Source organism: Sulfurovum sp. (genome assembly GCF_036568385.1).
Classification (GTDB): Bacteria; Campylobacterota; Campylobacteria; order Campylobacterales; family Sulfurovaceae; genus Sulfurovum.
Genome location: NZ_DATCSP010000084.1, coordinates 1 through 15,527 on the forward strand (window position 1 = coordinate 1; position 15,527 = coordinate 15,527).

16 protein-coding genes and 1 pseudogene are annotated in these 15,527 nt (G+C 46.3%); 6 read left to right on the forward strand and 11 right to left on the reverse strand.

The window, feature by feature from the left end:
• Positions 1-190 (forward strand): annotated as a pseudogene (locus VIM88_RS08860) (type II secretion system protein); the annotation flags it as partial.
• Positions 191-294: 104 nt separating this feature from the next.
• The gene (gene hpf / locus VIM88_RS08865; protein WP_331862537.1) at positions 295-828 is read left to right on the forward strand and encodes a ribosome hibernation-promoting factor, HPF/YfiA family; all 534 of its coding nucleotides are present in this window, start codon (positions 295-297) and stop codon (positions 826-828) included.
• A gap of 23 nt (positions 829-851) precedes the next feature.
• Here the strand turns inward: hpf and recG are convergent, their stop codons facing one another.
• From recG to VIM88_RS08900, 7 genes are all read right to left on the reverse strand, one after another.
• On the reverse strand, positions 852-2,672 hold the full coding sequence (recG, locus tag VIM88_RS08870) for an ATP-dependent DNA helicase RecG (RefSeq protein ID WP_331862538.1): 1,821 nt from the start codon (positions 2,670-2,672) through the stop codon (positions 852-854).
• A 77-nt stretch (positions 2,673-2,749) separates the two neighbouring features.
• Positions 2,750-4,006 (reverse strand): pitrilysin family protein, encoded by a 1,257-nt coding sequence (locus tag VIM88_RS08875; RefSeq protein ID WP_331862539.1) that lies wholly within the window; start codon positions 4,004-4,006, stop codon positions 2,750-2,752.
• Between the two features lie 161 nt (positions 4,007-4,167).
• Positions 4,168-5,232: a dehypoxanthine futalosine cyclase gene (locus tag VIM88_RS08880; RefSeq protein ID WP_331862540.1), complete on the reverse strand. Its 1,065-nt coding sequence runs from the start codon at positions 5,230-5,232 to the stop codon at positions 4,168-4,170.
• Positions 5,233-5,288: 56 nt separating this feature from the next.
• Positions 5,289-5,684 carry a transcription antitermination factor NusB gene (gene nusB / locus VIM88_RS08885; protein ID WP_331862541.1) on the reverse strand — a complete coding sequence of 132 codons (396 nt, stop codon included), beginning with the start codon at positions 5,682-5,684 and terminating at the stop codon, positions 5,289-5,291.
• Complete coding sequence (gene ribH, locus VIM88_RS08890) at positions 5,684-6,151, reverse strand: 6,7-dimethyl-8-ribityllumazine synthase (protein WP_331862542.1); 468 nt, start codon at positions 6,149-6,151, stop codon at positions 5,684-5,686. The genes nusB and ribH overlap by 1 nt, the downstream gene beginning before the upstream one ends.
• 22 nt (positions 6,152-6,173) lie before the next feature.
• Positions 6,174-6,974, reverse strand: a complete 801-nt coding sequence (gene kdsA / locus VIM88_RS08895) for a 3-deoxy-8-phosphooctulonate synthase (protein ID WP_331862543.1) — start codon at positions 6,972-6,974, stop codon at positions 6,174-6,176.
• Positions 6,971-7,864, reverse strand: a complete 894-nt coding sequence (locus VIM88_RS08900; protein WP_331862568.1) for a DMT family transporter — start codon at positions 7,862-7,864, stop codon at positions 6,971-6,973. The genes kdsA and VIM88_RS08900 overlap by 4 nt, the downstream gene beginning before the upstream one ends.
• 111 nt (positions 7,865-7,975) lie before the next feature.
• Between VIM88_RS08900 and VIM88_RS08905 the strand changes: the two genes are divergently transcribed.
• Positions 7,976-8,236, forward strand: coding sequence for a hypothetical protein (locus VIM88_RS08905; protein WP_331862544.1), 261 nt, complete (start codon positions 7,976-7,978; stop codon positions 8,234-8,236).
• Here the strand turns inward: VIM88_RS08905 and VIM88_RS08910 are convergent.
• Positions 8,229-8,969: a hypothetical protein gene (locus VIM88_RS08910; RefSeq protein WP_331862545.1), complete on the reverse strand. Its 741-nt coding sequence runs from the start codon at positions 8,967-8,969 to the stop codon at positions 8,229-8,231. The genes VIM88_RS08905 and VIM88_RS08910 overlap by 8 nt on opposite strands.
• Before the next feature lie 77 nt (positions 8,970-9,046).
• Here VIM88_RS08910 and VIM88_RS08915 point away from each other — a divergent pair, with 77 nt between their 5' ends.
• From VIM88_RS08915 to trpS, 3 genes are read left to right on the forward strand one after another with little or no spacing between them, the layout of a single operon-like run.
• Positions 9,047-10,234: a mechanosensitive ion channel family protein gene (locus VIM88_RS08915; RefSeq protein WP_331862546.1), complete on the forward strand. Its 1,188-nt coding sequence runs from the start codon at positions 9,047-9,049 to the stop codon at positions 10,232-10,234.
• 58 nt (positions 10,235-10,292) lie between these two features.
• Entirely contained in the window at positions 10,293-11,699 is a 1,407-nt protein-coding gene (der, locus tag VIM88_RS08920) for a ribosome biogenesis GTPase Der (protein ID WP_331862547.1), read from the forward strand.
• Positions 11,700-11,752: 53 nt separating this feature from the next.
• Positions 11,753-12,715, forward strand: a complete 963-nt coding sequence (gene trpS / locus VIM88_RS08925) for a tryptophan--tRNA ligase (protein WP_331862548.1) — start codon at positions 11,753-11,755, stop codon at positions 12,713-12,715.
• A gap of 14 nt (positions 12,716-12,729) precedes the next feature.
• Here trpS and VIM88_RS08930 read toward each other — a convergent pair whose 3' ends face one another.
• The 3 genes from VIM88_RS08930 to rho form a co-directional block, all read right to left on the reverse strand.
• On the reverse strand, positions 12,730-12,942 hold the full coding sequence (locus VIM88_RS08930) for a hypothetical protein (protein ID WP_331862549.1): 213 nt from the start codon (positions 12,940-12,942) through the stop codon (positions 12,730-12,732).
• Between the two features lie 212 nt (positions 12,943-13,154).
• Positions 13,155-13,946 carry a glutamate racemase gene (murI, locus tag VIM88_RS08935; RefSeq protein ID WP_331862550.1) on the reverse strand — a complete coding sequence of 264 codons (792 nt, stop codon included), beginning with the start codon at positions 13,944-13,946 and terminating at the stop codon, positions 13,155-13,157.
• A gap of 104 nt (positions 13,947-14,050) precedes the next feature.
• Entirely contained in the window at positions 14,051-15,385 is a 1,335-nt protein-coding gene (rho, locus tag VIM88_RS08940; protein ID WP_331862551.1) for a transcription termination factor Rho, read from the reverse strand.
• Positions 15,386-15,527 lie beyond the last annotated feature (142 nt).

Consider the following 15,527-nt stretch of genomic DNA (forward strand, 5'->3'; position numbering starts at 1 on the left):
AGGATGTGACGATGCACAACACATCGCCTTTGATCATCTAGGAAGACCACATAATGGGATAGGTGATGCAACAAACAACTACAGTGAGTATATGTCTGAAGATTGTACGATTGAGTTTGGTTTTGCAGATAATTCAACACCCCTTATCGTAACGATTCGTACTGAGACGGGACATGTCAGTGCGGATTGATAAGAGATAAAAACCCTCTTCTATTTACCTTCCATTAAGTATCTTAAGTTAGAATTAAGTATGGATATAGCGATATATCTATACTTTAATATTAAGGATATATTATGAACAAGAGTATAACGGGAAGACATTTCGAACTCACTGAGCCTATCAAAGCCTATGCTGAAGCAGCTATGGATGGCCTGGAAAAATATCACTTAGACATTATTTCTGCCAGTACGGTGATCTCAGCCAGTGAGAAAAATGGAAAAAAAGGGTTTGTCACAGAGTTCATTATTAACCTTAAAGATAAAAATACCATCATTATTTCACAGGTGGATAAAGATGTATATGCGGCTATGGACCTTGCCATAGAGAGAGTCAAAAAATCACTTAGAAGACATGCCGACAAGATCAAAAATCATAAGATCATGAGCTTTAAGGATCTGGGAGAAGAAGCGGAAGCAGTCGCTGAGTTAACTGCGGAAGAAGTAGAAATAGTGCCTATGGACCTGGAGCTGCACAAGCCGCTTGAGTTCGATGAGGCGGTAGAAGCCCTCCTCGCAGAGAAAAAAAGACAGTTCATCGTATTTAACGACAACGAAGGCATGATGAGAGTCATGTACAAAAGAGCAGATGGGAGATTCGGACTGTATTAGGATCCCTCTTTATCACCCCGGACTCAACCGGGGAATTCATTCTCCAAACTTGCTAATCTGTTCTTAGCCCTGACGACCACTTCCTCATCTTCAGCCATATCCAGCCATTTAAATCTTTGGCCGCTTTGTATCGTACCGTCGAGTATATCGCCGCTGTCTCTGAATTTAAGGTCAAGTTTTGCGATGTCAAAACCGTTGTTCGTCTGTGCGAACTGTTCCAGCCTGAAGTTTTCCGCACTGTTGGAGTAGAGGTAGCACCAGCTTTTCAATCCGTTACGCCCCACCCTGCCCCTGAGCTGGTGCAGCGTTGCAAGTCCCAGCCGTTCCGCACCTACTATCACGATAAGCGTAAGCCTTGGCAGAGAGATCCCTACCTCGACCACGGTGGTGGCCAGAAGTATATTGCCTTTTTCCCTGAACGCCAGCAACACATCCTCTTTTTGCTTGTCTTTGCCGTGCGTGACATAGACACCCTCGAACTTCTCCTCCCAGAACCCTCTGCTCTCTTCCAGTGACTGGTAGGGTACTTCGCTGCTCTCTTCTACCAGCGGATAGATGATCAGTACCTGGTGCTGCTGTGCAATCTCCTCTTTGATATGCGACAAGAGGTTTGGAAAGTCCTGTTTGCTGATGGTCTGGGTCAGCACTTCGCGTTCAAAAGGCGTACTCGTGATGAGGCTCACATCAAGCAGTTCGGACTCCATCATCGCCTGTGTCCTGGGGATGGGGGTCGCAGAAAATTGTATAAAATGCGGTTTTTTCTCACCGGTACTGACCAAGGCTTCCAGGCTCTGTCTCTGTCTGGTGCCGAAACGATGCTGTTCATCGACCATGACCAAAGAAGCCTGCGGGAGATCCTCCTTATAGAGCAAGGCGTGCGTACCTATGATGAAATCAGCCTCCCTGTAGTCTCCCTGGTCTTTCCCCTGCATCACCAAGGCCACTTTCACTTGTCTGGGTAGATGCTTGCATGCTTCTTCGTAGAGCTGCAGCGCGAGCAGCGAGGTCGGTGCCATCAGAATGCTTTTATGCGGCAGTGCCATCATCACGGAAGCCAGTATCACCATGGTCTTTCCCGAACCCACATCTCCGACCACCATCCGTTTGGCTGCTTTATCCTCTCTAGCCAGATCACTTTGTATCGCTGCTATGACTTCCTGCTGTTCTTTTGTGAGCTGGAAAGGAAGGTTGTCTACAAACGGCGCTATATTACCGGTCAATGCTCTGATCGCGGGGAAGTCTGCCTTTTTGCCTCTAAGCTTTTTTAAATGATTATAGGCTTCGACAAACTTCAGTACCGCTACAAGATCAGGCTTCAGTGCTGAGCCCTCATACACTTCATCCATGCTTTTGGGAAAATGGATATGCATCAGCGTGGCGACCTCTTTGCTGTCCAGACCTTCATTGTAGAGGTTGTGTTCGTTCACATAGCACTCTATGAGCGAGGAGATCTCACTCTCTTTAAGCACGGTTTTGTACTTAGGGGTGATCTTCCCCACCTGTTTGATGGATCTGGGCTGCGACATTTGCAGGTACCCTTTATACTCCTCGAGTCTTCCCTGTATCACATGGCTTGAACCTACCTCAAAGAGCTTGTGATGGTAGGGGGTCACCTTGAAAAAGGTGGAAGAGAGACGTCTGCCTGACCTGGTAAGCAGGAATGTGACACGCAGTTTCCCCGAGTAGATACTTGTATCGATCACCTTGGCCTCGAGGGTATTGACCTTTCCCAGTTCAAGGGTACCGGTGAGCGTGGTGTCATTATAAGAGACAGGGATGATCAGTGCAAGATCAAGCAAAGAGTGGATCTTGAGTTTTTTAAAGAGTTGTTTGGCTTCTTCCATCCCTGTCCCTTTTGTTAAGTGAATTCAATTATACAAAAGTTTTAAAGAGATAGAAGGCAATATGTCAAATTGACATATTATTTTGGCGGGTTCGTTTCTTTTTTCGTTACGATACTGAATGTGATCTCCGAAAGTTCCGGATGTGACCTGATAAAGTCATTGACCTCATCCAGTGTCACGGATTCGATATTTTTCAGCTCATTTTTCTGAAAATCAAGCGGCCTTCCGAGATAGAAGTCATTATAGGCACGGTGCAGCCTCTGGGAAAGTGTTTCTGTACGCAAAGGCTCGGAACCGAGCAGGAACTTCTTCGTATCGTCAAGCTCTTCCTGCGTGATACCCTCTTTGACAAACGTGTCGACCACTTCCTGTATCAGCGCTTTTGCTTCATCCTGTGTGCTGAGCTTCGTCTGCATATACCCGCTTAGATAGGAGACGCTTTTGGTACGTCGAAGAGAAGAATAGACACCATAGGTAAGCCCGCGCTTTACACGTATCTCCTCCATCAGACGGCTTCCAAAACCCGCACCGCCAAGCAGATACTCGGCTATCTTTGCCTTGTGCTGGTCTTTTGCATCATAGGAGTAATGGAACGGAGCGCCGAAATAGATATACGCCTGGTGCGTATCTTCATGGGTCAGTACTACTTCTTTTTTATCTGAAGCTTTGACATTCTGCACTTCTCTCTCTTCTACTTTCGGGAAAAGAGCAAGCAGTCTCGTAAGATACCCTTTTGCTTCATCAAAGGTGATGTCTCCGCCCACCACGCCTATGGCATTGTTGTATCCCAGATGCGTAGTGATGAAGGTCCGGATCTCGTCAAGTGTCATACTTTTGATACTCTCCACTGTTCCGTCATACGGTCTGGCGAGAGCCGATCCTTTGAAAAGCGTGGCACGTAGAGTGGTTCCTGCAATGTAATCGAAATCGCTCTTCTTTTGTGTGAGCCAGCCTATCTTCTGGTGCTTGATCTGATCGAGCGCCTCCTGTGTATAGTTGGGGTCTTTTAAAAGTTCTTCCAGGCGATCTACCGCATAAGCGAACTCACTTTTGAGCGAAGAGACCTCTATGACAAAAGTTTCACGTCCTGCATGCGCACCGATATCTACCGCATGCGCATCCAGTTTTGTCGCGAAACCTACACTTCCCTCCTTGGCTGTACCTTCATTCAAGATTCGCGCAGCCATATCTGCAAGGCCGTCTTTGGTATTGCTCAAATGGCCGGCATTTTTAAATACCAGTTGTATAGAAACAATAGGGATATATTTTCCCTCTTCAAATACCACAGGTATCTTGCTCTCTTTCATTTCTATCTCTTTAAGTGATGCTGCCATCAATGCTCCTTGTAATAAAAGAATCATCATAATGATTCTTTTTAGTGAGAATTGAGGAGTGAGGAGTGAGGAGTGAATGTTTACACTACGCTGCAATACATCTATTGTAGGTATGTTAAAAAAATGCTTCCCCATATTCCCTATTCCTGATCTCTCGTTTTTCATTCGAAATACTCCAGTATCTCATAGGCCGTATTGCGTTTTGCAGGGGTTTCCCCTACATCTCTGATCAGTTTGATCATCTCAGCCTGGTTCATCTCGTTTTTTGCCCCTGCAGCGGACACCACATTCTCTTCCATCATCGTAGAGCCCAGGTCATTCGCGCCGAAAAGCAGGGCCATCTGTCCTATGTAGGAACCCTGCGTGACCCAGGAGCTCTGTATATTCGGTACATTGTCCAAAAAGAGCCTGGCGACCGCCAGATAACGGAGGTATTGGTTGGACGACGTTTTTGTGATCGTGGGCAGTTCTCTTTTAAGCTGGGTATGGTCACTCTGGTAGGACCACATGATAAAGGCTCTAAAGCCTCCTGTTTCATCCTGGAGCTGACGTATATACTCCCAGTGCTCTACGATCTCTCGGATCGTTTCCACCGTACCGTACATCATCGTAGCCGTGGACTTGATACCGAGCTTATGTGCCTGACGATGCACTTCCAGCCATGTATCTTTATCGTGTTTTTTAGGCGCTATGATGTCCCGTACCCTGTCCGAAAGTATCTCTGCCCCTGCGCCGGGAATGGAACTGAGCCCTTTGGCTTTCAGTCTGCGCAGGACTTCGGAGATACTTATTTTTGAACGCTTGGCGATGTAGTCTATCTCGATGGAAGAAAATCCGTGTATCGTGACCTGCGGGTATTTTGTTGAAATATGTTCCACCAGATCCTCATACCACTCTATCTCGAGCTTGGGATGTACACCGCCCTGAAAAAGTATCTGTGTTCCGCCTATGGCCAGGAGTTCATCGATCTTCTGGTCTATCTCATCGAACGTTAAAATATACGCGTCTTCTTTTTTCTCATGGGTATAAAAGGCACAGAACTTACAGTCCACCCAGCAGATGTTCGTATAGTTGATGTTCCTGTCCACCACAAAGGTAGTGACACCCTTGGGATGCATCTCTTTTTTGCGTGCAAGTGCCATCTGTCCAAGGGTCTTCAGGTCGCCCTTTTCGATCAGCTCTATGGCTTCATCCACGCTCATACGTTTGGCGTTGCTATTTGTCATATGGCTTGTCATTGTATACCTCGCTTACATTGCGTTTGAACACGCTTTGTATTTTATTATTCTTTATCCAATGCGTCCAGCACACCGTTGATGAACTGTGGCGACTTCTCATCCGCAAGTTCTTTTGCGAGCTCTACCGCTTCGTTGATGATAATGGCTTTATCGGTCTTGGCCACCAGTATCTCATACGCACCCAGTCTCATGATCGCTTTTTCTACTTTTCCTATGGCATCGTAATCCCAGTCTTTGAGGTGCTCCTTGATCTTGGTATCCAGCATCTCAAGATTTTCTATCGTCCCCTGAAACAGTATATCTGAAAACTCTTTCTGCTTATTTCGGATCTTCCCCTCTTCCAGGATCTCGTCAGAGAATTTTCCGATATTCTCATTTCCCAGATCATACGCATAAAGTAATCCTACTACCGCGGTACGTGCCTGATGTCTTGTTGCCATTAGTCAAGCTCACTGTATAGATTGATGAGCTCGATGAGTCCCACCATCGCTTCTGCACCTTTGTTGCCTGCTTTGGTCCCCGCTCTCTCAATAGCCTGTTCTATGTTGTCGACCGTCAGTACACCGAAGGTCGCCGGTTTGCCATACTTCAGTGTCACGTTCGCCACTCCTTTGGTAGCTTCTGCCGAGACGTAGTCAAAGTGAGGCGTTGCCCCGCGGATCACCGCACCCAGGCAGCATACCGCATCATATTTTCCGGAAGCCAGTGCTTTGTCCAGTGCGAACGGTATTTCAAATGCGCCAGGTACCAGGATAAGGTCCAGATCATCTGCATTACCGCCGTGTCGGATATAGGCGTCTTTTGCCCCTTCTACCAGTCTGTCAGTGATGAAGTGGTTGAATCTTGCATTGATGATCGCTACTTTTTTACTCTTATCTACCGATAAATGGCCTTCTACTGTTTTCATGCTTATCCTTTAACGTTTGTTTTTATTCTACGATCGAGCGTATCGCATCGATCTGTTCGATCAGGGTCTCGAGTTTGCTTAATTCTATCATATTCGGTCCGTCGCTCAAAGCGATGCTCGGGTCAAAATGGGTTTCAAAAAAGAAACCGTCCACACCCACTGCTGCAGCCGCACGTGCAAGATAAGGCACGAATGAAGAGTCTCCGCCACTCGTTGCGCCACCGCTTGCAGGCATCTGTACAGAGTGCGTTGCATCAAAGACCACCGGAGCGAAGTCACGCATGATCTTCAGTCCCCGCATGTCTACCACAAGGTTGCCGTACCCGAAACTTGATCCTCGTTCTGTGAGCCAGACATTATACTTTTTGGCATTTTCATAACTGACCTCACCATCGAATCCTCTGGTCTTCAGTACTTTTGCCACAGAGTGTTCCATCGCAGCGGGTGCAAGGAACTGTCCTTTTTTGATGTTCACCACCGCAGAGGTTTTTGCCGCTGCCACCAGCAGATCTGTCTGGCGACACAAAAATGCAGGGATCTGAAGCACATCTGCGACTTCAGCCGCTGCCGCCGGCTGGGTATAGTCATGCACATCTGTGAGGATCTTATAGCCGAACTGCTCTTTGACCTCCTGGAGCATTTTAAGCCCCTCCTCCAGTCCCGGACCTCTAAAGGAGTCCAGGCTTGTACGGTTCGCTTTATCAAAGCTCGCTTTAAAATAAAACTCTTTGGTACAATCTTCATGGTATTTGTTCAACGATTCTGCGATTCTCATCACATTGTCTCTGCTTTCTAAGACACAAGGGCCTGCTATCAGTATCATTTTATTCCTTTGGGTAGGGCTACAAGCAGCCCTGACGTAATGACTAAGATTATACCAAAAACTGTCCAAAAACCAGGTATAGGATCTCCCAACATCACGCCGATCACCAATGCAAAGACAATATTGCTGTAACTTATCGTTCCAACGATGCCTGCTTTGGTCAACTCGTAGGCCTTGGTCATCAGCAGCTGTGAGATCGTTGCAAAGATGCCTACAGCGATCACATATCCCCACTCCATCCCCTGTGGCATCACAAAAGATGCGAACATCCAGTCAAACTCTTCAGAGACCGTGACGTAGGGGGTGGCAAGCATCAAAAAGAGCGGTGCGACGGTACCCACTCCCATAAATGACATCACGATCGCACGTGTATCGTAGTACTTTCTAAGTTCACGTATGGAGGTGTAGGCCAGTGCCGCTCCGATGCCTGAGAGGATCCCCAGGATGTCATATTTGTCGAAGGTACCTCCTTCGGGCTGTGCCACCATGACTATACCTGCAAAACCGAGTACCACTGCGATCAACGCACTGATATGCAGTTTTTCATTTAACAGAAGATATGCAAAAATGGCTACAAAAATGGGGGATGTTTTGTTGTAGGTCACTGCTTCGCCCAAAGGAATATGTGCCATGATGTAAAAGTATGCCAAGAGTGCCAGAAAGCCCATAGAGCCCCGGAAAAGGAGCAAGAAGGGTTTTCCGCCTGTCTGTTTCAAAGGCACTTTGTAAATGGCGATCCCTACCAGGACCACTCCAAAAATATTTCTGAAAAAGGTCACTTCTACCGGGGGAAGGGCCTGGCTTACCACCTTTGCAAATCCGCCCATGATGGCAAAGCTCAGGGAAGCCAATAACATAAAAAGTATCCCTCTATCCATATTCTGAATCATTTTTTTCAAAAGATCATCCTCATTTTTTCTAGATCATTTTTTGCACACACCGCTTTTGCACACACCGCATCGGGCTTGCTAATTTTGTGGAAGTGTAGCATAATACGCGCTATGAATGAAACAGCATTTTATACCAACCTTTTATCGCTGCCCGATGGCGCGAACGATGTACGGTATAGGAAAAAGCGATATTTACTGAGAAAAGAGACACTGCTTGCGGGTAAACTTATAAAGCTCTATGCCGAAGAACTGGGAGGCAATGACGTCGTCAGCGGGAACTATTATCCCACCCTCAAAGGCGGGATGCTGAAACCCTGTGAAATGTCCGATGAAAAAGTCATAGACTTCGTTCTGCACGCAACCGTTATTTGACCCTTACAAGCTGAGCATCACCATAGAGCATAATATCTTTTATCACCGATTTATAGATGAACTTGTCTTTCCCCACTGCGAGCAGGATATCCCCTTTTTTCTTTCTGAAGTTCTCCTGGTGGATCAGTGCCTTGGCATAGAGTGCCGCACCCTCTCCCAGGTCCTTGCTATAGACGCCGGCCTGGGCAGCACCTGGCACCGTGATCTGCACTTTGCCATGCTGTTTCTCCAGTCCCACTGCTTTGAACAGGTATTTTTGTCCCTTTTCTTCGACCGCATTTCCCAGATTGAAATAGAGGGTCAGCAGGTCGTCCCTGGCGTAGAATTTCAGTTTTTCTGTCGTATCTTTGACCAGTTTTCCTTTCTGCCATCTTCTATATCTTTTTGTCACCAACTTCTTTTCGTGGTCGATATGGTACGCTTTGCTGACCTTTTTATCTTGCTTTGTGGTTACCATCTCGTAAAAGTCACTCACCATCAGCCCGTTCTCCATATGTCCTTTGGAGGTATAATGTTCGGTCTGCCCGTTCAAAAGCACTTTTGCCAATCCGGCCAAAGTTACTTTGGTATCGATCTGGTAGGCAGATCCATCCTGGGTAAGCCTGTTCTCTATACTCCCCACTTTACCAAATATACCAAAGGTTGCCATATAGTTCAACTGTGTCGTCTTGGCTGACAGAAAACTGCCCAAAAGCAAAAACAGGGTCACGGTACTAAAGATTCTTTTTAACACTTTTGATCCTTTTCTAATTCTCTTTATATTTCATTTTACTATAATTGTGTGTATAAAACGTGAAGGATACCTAAAATATGTCAACCACACAGACAAACGAACTGAATGCAAGCCAATCTCTCAATGTGATAGATGACCTGTCCATGAATCTTGGAGGTACCGTGCAAACCATGCTCGTACCCATCTATGAGAAGTTTCCTTTTTTGGCAAAGACCTTTTTAGATATCCCCCTGGCAAACCTCTTGGCTGCTGTAGCGGTTTTTTTACTCTTTTTACTGTTTCGTAAACTTTTTACCATTGTCATTATGGGGGCCTTGCAAAAGTTTTCCAAATTCTCGCATACCTATAACGATGACAAGATCATTTCAGCACTGAAAGACCCGATAGGGTTTGCTTTTATCCTGATAGGCGCACACCTCTTTTTCCTGCTCATCTTCAAAGAGACGGAACTGGTCAAAAACATCCTCAACACCCTGGCGGTTTACACGATATTCTGGGCTATCATCGCTGTGATGGAGTCTCTGCGCGATCTCTTTCACCATGCGACAGGAAAATTCAATCCTGACCTTGCCCATGAGATGGGGAACTTTGTGCTCAAAATAGCAAAGGTACTCGTAGGTGCCATCGGACTTGCAGCCATGCTACAGGTTTGGGGCATCAATGTTACGGCACTCGTCGCTTCATTGGGACTGGGTGGTCTTGCCTTTGCACTTGCGGCCAAAGATACCGCTGCAAATATGTTCGGCTCCTTTGCCCTGCTTGCAGACAAGTCCATACGTATCGGGGAGTGGATCAAGGTAGACGGTGTGGAAGGAACCGTGGAGGACATCGGTATGCGTACCACCAAGATACGCTCTTTTGAAAAATCGCTCATCACCGTTCCCAACCAGATCGTATCGAACTCTCCGATAGAGAATTTTTCCCGAAGAGGGGTGCGAAGAATTAAAATGCAAGTAGGCCTCACCTACAGTACCAGTGCAGAACAGTTGAACAACATTGTCAAAGAGATCAGGGCAATGCTGCATAGCCATGAAAATATCTCCCAAAAAGAGACCTTACTGGTCAACTTCGAATCTTTTGGAGAGTCTGCACTCAACATCTTTATCTATACGTTTACCAATACGTCCAATTGGGAACGCTACCTGAACATACGTGAAGACATCCATATGAGGATCATGAAGATCGTTGAGGAGAACGGTTCGAGTTTTGCCTTTCCTTCCCGGTCTATCTATATGGAACAGGCACAGGATGAAAATGTGTTATAATTTCAACAATTAACAGGAGATCTATGATTGAGATTTCCCAAGGAAAGATTTTATTTATATGCAAACACTAAAAAAAGTAGCCATACTGGGCCGGCCGAACGTAGGGAAAAGCTCCCTCTTTAACCGTTTGGCAAGACAAAGAGATGCCATCACCGCCGATGTGGCAGGTACCACCAGAGATATCAAAAAACGTATCGTGACCATATCGGAAAACCGTGATTTTGAAGTGATCGACACCGGGGGGATAGACTACTCTTCCGAACTTTTCTCCAAAGTGGCCGAGTTTTCCATGAAAGCGGCCAAAATGGCAGATATCATCATCTACATGGTGGACGGCAAGACACTGCCCTCGGAAGAGGACAGAGAAATGTTCTACAAACTCCAGGCATTAGGCAAACCGCTGGCACTGGTCGTCAACAAGATCGACAACGAAAAAGAAGAAGAGCGCTACTGGGAATTCCTGGAGTTCGGTGCAGAGGCGACCTTTCCTATGTCCGTCAGCCATAACCGTTACTTCAATGACTTCTATGCCTGGCTGGAAGAACATATCCCTCCCAGAGAAGAAGAGCCTGAAGGGCTTGAACTTAGCGAAGATACCTACCAGGAGCCTTTTGATGAGATCATCCGTGACATCAACAGTGTCGCAGAGGAAGAGGTGGATAATGAGATCAAAGTGGCGATCATCGGACGTGTCAATACAGGGAAAAGTTCACTGCTCAATGCACTCCTGGGCGAAGAGCGTTCCGTGGTCTCTGATGTGGCAGGTACCACCATTGACCCGATCGATGAAACGATCGAACACAATGGCTACAAGATCACCTTCGTCGATACTGCAGGTATACGCAGAAGAAGCAAGATCGTCGGTATTGAGAAATATGCACTGGGCCGAACCACGGAAATGCTTGACAAGGCCGATCTCGTCCTACTGATGATCGATGCAACAGCCGGTGTCACCGAACTCGATGAAAGGGTTGCCGGTCTCATCGAAAAACATAGACTTGCCTGTCTGATCGTTGTCAACAAGTGGGATATCCATGAAGAGAAGACCTATGAAGAGATGGTGGAAGAGATCCGTGATGAATTGAAGTTCCTGCACTATGCGCCCCTTATCACCATCTCGGCGAAAACAGGGCTGCGCGTCAACAAGATACTGGACCAGGTGACAGCGATCTATCAGCGGTATACACAGCGTATTTCTACCTCAGTGCTCAATGATACCATACGTGAAGCCATCAGAAGGCACCATGTACCGTCGCACCATGGAGCCGTGGTCAAGATCAAATTTGCCACACAATATGAGACCAAGCCTCCGAAGATCGCCCTGATCAGCAACCGCCCTGAATTTATACACTTTTCCTACAAGCGTTATCTGGCAAACTTCCTGCGAAGCAAATTCGATTTTGAGGGCGTGCCTTTGGACATCGTTGCACGTAAACGCGGTGAACGAATTGACGAGGATGAGTAGGATTCTTTACTAACTCTTCGCTATAATCTCCTAAAATTATTTTAGGATGTTGCATGCGTGTACTTACAGGAATACAAGCTTCGGGGAAACTTCATATAGGAAACTATTTTGGGGCGATGAAGCCGATGGTCGAACTTCAGGAAGAACATGAACTTTTTACGTTCATCGCGAACTACCACTCTCTGACCACTTCAAAAGATGCCGCCACACTGAAGCAGTATACTATCGATGCTGCGGTTGACTACCTATCTGTGGGGATCGATCCTGAAAAAACTACATTCTGGGTACAGAGTGATGTCCCGGAAGTGCTTGAGCTCTACTGGATACTTTCAAAGTTCACCCCTATGGGCTTGCTCGAGCGCGCGCACTCCTACAAGGACAAAGTGGCCAAAGGGATCGCTGCGAACCATGCACTCTTTTCCTACCCTGTACTGATGGCAGCCGATATACTCCTCTATGATACCCAGCAGGTACCGGTGGGGAAAGACCAGATACAGCATGTTGAAATGACAAGAGACATCGCTACGAAGTTCAATAACGAGTATGGGGAACTTTTTATCCTGCCCGAACATCTCGTACAGGAAGATGTGGCCACCATACCGGGAATAGATGGCCAAAAGATGAGCAAAAGCTATAACAACGCCATCGATCTTTTCATGGAGGAGAAAGCTTTACAAAAAAGATGCAACAAGATCATCTCCTCTTCTACGCCACTGGGAGAACCTTTGGAATATCAGGGAGACAATATCTATGCACTTGCATCGCTGTTTTTGGATGATGCACAGAAACGTGAGCTGCAGGTACGCTATCAAAGCGGTAAAGAGGGGTACGGTCACTTTAAAAAGTACCTTAAAGAGTTAATCTGGGAAGAGTTGGGCGAAGCCAGAGAAAAACGTGCATACTACCTCAACCATCTGGATGAGGTAGAGGACATTTTAGCACAGGGTGCAAAGAAAGCCAGAACTATGGCACAGGCAAAGATGCTCAAGGTCAAAGAGGCGATAGGATTACGCTAACGTAACCTCTATGCCTATAATTCTTCATCGAGTTCCTCATCCAACTCATCATCTATGTCATCATCCAGGTCATCACCGCTGACATCTTCTATCGTATAAGCACTCTCATCCACTGTCTCTACGAGGTTCTGTTCATCGATCATATTGTATTCTACAATAAGATAAATGATGCCCGCCGACAGGATCACAACAAGCAATATCGCAACGCTCTCTAACAAATTTTTCATTTTTAATCCCCTTATTTGGTCATCTAAAAACCCCTAGAGAAGGTTTCCGACTCCCATAACATTCCCCTCACTTGCTTCAACACAAATTAGGATTTTTCAATACAGTAAAAACGTATGGAGATATTCTATCATAGATAAGTTTACAGTAGCCATTTATGTAAAAATATAATTGAAAATAATTTTATAGCAGTAGCATGCGGTATAAGCGCGTATTAATGGCTTTTTATTTCGATCAGATGCAACTTTTCATAGGTTCCGATCAGGCTGTCTATCATCTGCGTATGAATTTCGCCGGTAGTATGGATATGCACTTCCAGAGTTCCCTCATTGATGTGCCCTTTTTGCATCCCTAACGTAAGCAAATGTTTTGAAATGGCCTCGCCTGTATGGATCAGGCTGACCTTAGAGTTCATAATAGTCTCTATGTTCCGGCTCACCAAAGGGTAATGGGTACATCCCAGAACGATCGTATCTACATTGTTCTCCCGCATTGGCGCAAGCCACTTTTCCAGCAGCGCTTGTGTCTCCGGTGTATCGATCTCGCCTTTTTCTATCTGTTGAACCAGCCCCGGACAGGCCTGCTCATAAATTTCAACACACTTCTGGGAAGAGAGTGTCTGTGCCAATTTCTGGTATTTTTCTCCCTGCAGCGTTGCCGGTGTGGCAAGCACGCCTATTTTACCCGTCACAGTCTGTGCCAGGGCCGGTTTGATACCTGGTTCCGTACCGATGATGATCAGAGAGGGATGGACTTCACGCAAATGTGCAATGGCAGAGGAGGTTGCTGTGTTACATGCCAGTATCAATGCATCTATTTGATGGGTATCGATAAGGTATTGGGTGATGTCAAGAGAGTATTGTATGATCTGTTCAGGGGTTTTTTCACCATAAGGTGCATTTTTGGTGTCTGCAACATAGAAGATCTGCGCACCTTTGATCACCTGGGTCATAGCCTGGACCACTGTCAGGCCGCCCAAGCCGGAATCAAAAACACCGATCTTCATTATTTATATCTCCTGGCAGATAGGCAAAGCCCACCTGCCATTCCTCTCACTAAAGCTTCACCTATCGGCTCAGATGAAAATATAAATATTTTCATAGTGGTTACCTACGCACCTTCGTTCATCAGAGAAAGGAACTCTTCATTGGTCTTTGTTTTCATCATTTTGGAGAAAAGGAACTTCAGCCCTTCTACCTCTTCCATGTTCTGCATTGCATTTCTGAGAGCCCATACTTTTTGAAGTGTTTCAGGTTTCATCATCAGCTCTTCTTTTCTTGTGCCTGACTTCGTCACATCGATCGCAGGGTAGATACGTCTTTCCGATACGTGACGGCTGAGCACGACCTCAGAGTTACCCGTACCTTTGAACTCTTCGAAGATCACTTCATCCATACGGCTTCCTGTATCGATCAGCGCTGTAGCAATGATAGTGAGAGAACCGCCCTCTTCTATGTTTCTGGCTGCACCGAAGAAACGTTTTGGTTTATGCAGGGCATTGGCATCTACACCACCGGAAAGCACCTTACCTGAACTTGGCGTCACCGTATTGTACGCACGGGCAAGTCTGGTAATGGAGTCCAGCAGGATGATCACATCCTTGCCCATCTCCACACGTCTTTTGGCTTTTTCTATCACCATTTCGGCGGTTCTGACATGGTTCTGTGCAGGAAGATCAAAGGTCGAAGCGTAGACCTCACCTTTTACGGAACGCTGCATATCTGTGACCTCTTCAGGTCTCTCATCTACCAGCAGTACCATCAGTGATGCATCGGGGTTGTTGTGTGTGACCCCGTGCGCAAGCTCTTTCAGCAGCTCTGTCTTACCTGTTCTCGGCGGTGCCACGATCAGGGCTCTCTGCCCTTTTCCTATAGGGGTAAAGAGGTCAAGTACACGTCCTGTCATTTTCATCGGATTGTATTCAAGTTTTAGCTGTTCGCTTGCATAGAGCGGTGTGAGGTTGTCAAAGAGAGGTCTCAGCTTTGACTTCTCCGGAGCCAGATAGTTGATCGCTTCTATCTTCAGCAGTGCATAGTACTTCTCCTGCTCTTTGGGAGGACGTACCTGTCCTGTCACGACGTCACCGTTTCTCAGGGCAAATCGTTTGATCTGTGTACCGCTGACATAGGTATCATTGCTTGAGTTGGCAAAGTTCCCGTCAATAGAACGCAAGAAACCGAATCCGTCGTTCATCACTTCCAGAATTCCGGTAAAGAGGATGAACCCGCCCTGCTTTACCTGTGATTTCAGTATTTCAAAAATGAGGTCTTTTCTCTGGAATTCATTGGGGTTTTCAACTTTGACCTCTCTTGCTATCGTGACAAGTTCAGTGAGTGGAAGCTGTTGGAGGTCTTCTATTGTGTAGCCCTCTACGGGTACGTGTGTTCTGTTCTTTCTATTGGCATTAGTACCGTTAGAAGGTTTTTTATTATCGTTATCGCTCATAGGTCCTCTTGAGTATGCATTATGGAGATTATTTACGCCAGCTGTCTGTTCTTTGATAGTATGCTACGTAGTAGTAATAGCCGTATTATAATCGTTTTTGACTGAAATATATATTAATAGAGCTTTTTTCGGACAGCCTCAT